The 3,527-nt window shown below is 79.2% G+C and carries 3 protein-coding genes and 1 pseudogene; 1 reads left to right on the top strand and 3 read right to left on the bottom strand.

The window, feature by feature from the left end; all coding sequences use genetic code 11:
- Positions 1-41: 41 nt before the first annotated feature.
- A pseudogene (locus GTQ99_RS21145) lies at positions 42-692 on the top strand (MarP family serine protease); the annotation flags it as partial.
- A 34-nt stretch (positions 693-726) separates the two neighbouring features.
- Here the strand turns inward: GTQ99_RS21145 and GTQ99_RS21140 are convergent.
- The 3 genes from GTQ99_RS21140 to GTQ99_RS21130 form a co-directional block, all read right to left on the bottom strand.
- On the bottom strand, positions 727-1,653 hold the full coding sequence (locus GTQ99_RS21140; protein WP_166617670.1) for an alpha/beta fold hydrolase: 927 nt from the start codon (positions 1,651-1,653) through the stop codon (positions 727-729).
- 17 nt (positions 1,654-1,670) lie between these two features.
- The gene (locus GTQ99_RS21135; protein WP_166617669.1) at positions 1,671-2,162 is read right to left on the bottom strand and encodes a phage holin family protein; all 492 of its coding nucleotides are present in this window, start codon (positions 2,160-2,162) and stop codon (positions 1,671-1,673) included.
- A 399-nt stretch (positions 2,163-2,561) separates the two neighbouring features.
- The coding region (locus GTQ99_RS21130; protein ID WP_166617668.1) for an endonuclease/exonuclease/phosphatase family protein at positions 2,562-3,527 on the bottom strand (966 nt) is incomplete at its 5' end.

Raw genomic sequence — 3,527 nt, 5'->3', positions numbered from 1 at the left:
CGCCACCCCGGTGACCTTGACGATCCCCGGCTGCGCGGCCCGCCCCCGCGGTGCCGGACACCGCCGGGCTGCGGGCCGCGCAGCCGGGGATCGTCAAGGTCACCGGGGTGGCGCGCTCCTGCGAGCGCGGGCTGGAGGGCAGCGGGTTCGTCGCGGCCCGCGCCGGCGGCTCGGCGCGCGTGGTGACCAACGCCCACGTCGTCGCGGGCGTCGAGGACCCCCTGGTGCAGCCGCAGGGCGTGGGCCGGCGCTACCCGGCGACGGTGGTGGCCTACGACCCGGCCCTGGACCTCGCCGTCCTCGACGTGCCGGAGCTGCGGGCCGATCCGCTGCCGCGCAGCGGGGCGCTGCAGCGCGGGGACGCCGCGGTCGTCGCCGGCTTCCCGCTCGACGGGCCGTTCGTGCTGGCCACGGCCCGGGTGCGCCAGGTGCTGCAGGCGCAGGGCCGCGACATCCACGACACCGCCGACGTGGTGCGCGAGGTGTACTCCGTCAACGGCACCGTGCAGCCGGGCAACTCCGGCGGTCCGCTGCTCACCGAGGACGGCGAGGTCGCCGGGGTGGTCTTCGCCAAGTCCCTGGACGACGCGAACACCGGCTACGCGCTGACGCCGGCGGAGCTGGACGAGGTGCTCGCCGAGGCCGCGGCCGGCGGCGGGCGGGTCGGCACCGGGGCCTGCACGAGCGAGTGAGGCCCCGCACCCGCCGGCGCACCCGTCTCCCCGCTCACCAGCGGGCGAGCCAGCCGGTGAGCAGGGAGGCCATCCGGTCCGGCGCCTCCTCGGGCACGTAGTGCCCCACGTCGGGGACCTCGACGGCGCGGTGCGGGCCGTGGGCGTGGTCGGCGCCGGCGTCCAGGGCGCGCAGCGAGACGGTCGGGTCCAGCTCGCCGCGCACCTGCAGCACGGGGACCCGCACCCCGGCGCGCAGCGCGGCGGCGAAGCGGCGGCCGTCGGCGCGCAGCGCCGAGCGCGCGATCCAGCGGTGGTACTCCAGCGCCGAGTGCGCGACGAAGGGGACGCGGACGGCCTCGGCGTAGCGGGCGACGTCCTGCGGGAGCGGCCAGCCCGGGCCCGACCAGGCGCGCAGCACCCGCTCGACGCCGTCGCCGGCCAGCAGGCGGCGCTCGGGCAGCAGCGGCAGCTGGCGCAGCAGCGCCGCGCCGGTGGTGCCCAGGCCCTCGCGCGGGCCGTCGAGGACGCGGTCCAGCAGGACCCGGCGCGTCAGCGAGGGGTGGGCGGCGCCGACGACGACGATGCCGCGCACCTGCTCGGGGTGCAGCACCGGCAGCGCCCACGCGGTGCGCCCCGAGACGCCGTGGCCGACGACGACGGCGTCGCGCTCGCCGAGGGCGCGCACGACGGCGGCGACGTCGGCGGCCGAGGTGGGGGTGTCGTAGCCGCGGGGCGGCTTGTCGGAGGCGCCGTAGCCGCGCAGGTCCATCGCGACCGCCCGGTAGCCCGCGGAGGCGAGGGCGACCAGCTGCGAGCGCCACGCCCACCAGAACTGCGGGAAGTCGTGCAGCAGCAGCACCAGCGGGCCACTGCCGAGCTCGGCGACGTGGAAGCGCGCGCCGTGCGCGGCGACGAGCCGGTGCCGCCAGGGGCCCTCGACGAGGACCGCGGAGACGTCGGCCGCCGCCCCGCCCGACACGCCGCGCGCGCCGGGGGTCAGTGCCCGATGCGGGTGGCGCCGGTGGTCGTGGGCGTGGCGCCCGGGCCGGCGGCGATGGTCTTGGCGACCGGCTTGCCGCTGGCGGCCGCCTTGATCGCGGCGACGGTGTCCTTGGAGGTGCGGATGGTGCGCTCCGGCGGGCGGACCTGCTTGAGGCGGCCGAAGCCGACGGCCGCGAGGGCACCGGCGACGGCGAGCATCGCGACGGCGACGACGAGGAAGGAGAGCCAGACCGGCCAGCCGGCGCCCTCCACGAGGGCGTAGGCGACGGTCACGCCGAGGAAGACGAAGGCGACGAAGCCGAAGACGCCGGCCACCGCGAAGAGCGCGCCGCCCAGGGCGCCGTTCTTGACGTCGGCCGTGATCTCGGCCTTGGCGAGGGCGACCTCGTAGCGCACGAGCTCGGAGACGTCCTTGGTGGCGTCGGCCACGAGCTGGCCGATCGAGCGCTCGGGCGCACCGACGGGGCGGTCGTCCAGGGTGGTCATCGCTTCCTCCTCCTGCCACCGCGCGGGTGCCGGTGTGCCGGGGAGAACCCTAGGGACTCGCGCGGGCGCGTGCAGCGGGAGGGGCGGCCGACACGCGATCCGCCGGCCGCCGGGCGGTGCTCCAGCGGTGCTCCAGCGGTGCTCCAGCGGTGGCCGGGCGGGGGTGGCAGGACGCGCCGCCGCCGGCGGGGGGACCGGCGACGACGCTGAGGTCGATCTCGCACGAGGGGGGACGAGCGACGACCGAGACCAGACCCTACGGCTCTCAACCTCCTGCCCGGGGGCGATCCGCGGAACTCGCGGACCGCGCCGGGCAGGTTCGCCCCGACGGAGCAGCACCGTCGCCCGGCGCGGGCGCACCAGCACGGCGCGTCCCGCCCGGTGCGCGCTCCCGGCGGGTCAGCCGACCGGGCGCCAGCGCACCAGCAGCGCCCGGTGGTCGCTGCCGCGCACCACCTCCACGCGGCTGCCGACGGCCCGCCAGGACGCGCCGTCGGCCAGCGCGTGGTCGATGGTGGCGCCCAGGGCGGCCGGCACCCGGCGCGGCCAGGTGCCGTGCGCGGCGGTGCCCGTCTGCTGCCCGGCGTCCACGCACGTGCCCCGCAGCCGCAGCGCCGGGTGGTCCAGGGTCGCGTTGAGGTCGCCGGCCACCAGCGCGCCGGGGGTGGCCGCGCACCAGTCGACGACGGCCCGCACCTCCCGGCGCCAGTCGGCCACCAGGTCCGGCACCGGGGCGGCCGTGTGCGCGGCGGCCAGCACGGGCCCGGGACCGGCGACGGGTGCGGCGGTGACGACCGCGCGCACGCCGCCGGACAGCTCGCCGGTGGCGCGGTACTCCCCCAGCCGCTCGGAGACCAGCAGGGCCGTGCCCTCCCCGGGGCGGCCGACGCGGTCGGGGGTGAAGAGGACCTGCAGCCGGGTGCCGGAGGCGGCCCGCACCCGGGCGGCCACGTCGTCGGCGTAGGCGCGGTCGGCCTCCGGCAGCGCGAGCACGTCCGCGCCCGCCCGCACCGCCAGGCGCGCCACGTCGGCGGGGTCGGCGCTCACGTGCAGGACGTTGGCGGCCAGGACCGTCACGTCCCCGGGCTGCGCCGGCGGCAGCGCGCCCGCGCCCAGCCCCCGGGTCAGCGTCGTCGCCAGCGACCCCGCGGCGGCCACGGCCAGCAGGGTCGCGGCGGGCAGCAGCAGCCGCCGCCCCGGCCGCCACCGCAGCGCGAGCCCCGCCGCCGCGGCGAGGGCGCCCATCCCCAGGCCCAGGGGCAGCCGGAAGGCCACGGCCTGGGCGAAGGGGGTGGTGCCCGCCAGGCCGGTCCACTGCGGCAGCAGCGCGACGGCGGCGGAGGCGGCCGCCGCACCGGTCAGGAC

The organism is Kineococcus vitellinus (assembly GCF_009906315.1).
Taxonomy (GTDB): domain Bacteria; phylum Actinomycetota; class Actinomycetes; order Actinomycetales; family Kineococcaceae; genus Kineococcus; species Kineococcus vitellinus.
Note: the sequence above shows the minus strand (reverse complement) of the source record. Positions and strands in the feature narration are given on the sequence as shown.

Bases quoted from the DNA above. Each gene is read 5' to 3' on its own strand.
- GTQ99_RS21135 (WP_166617669.1), bottom strand. From the start codon at position 2,162: ATGACCACCCTGGACGACCGCCCCGTCGGTGCGCCCGAGCGCTCGATC.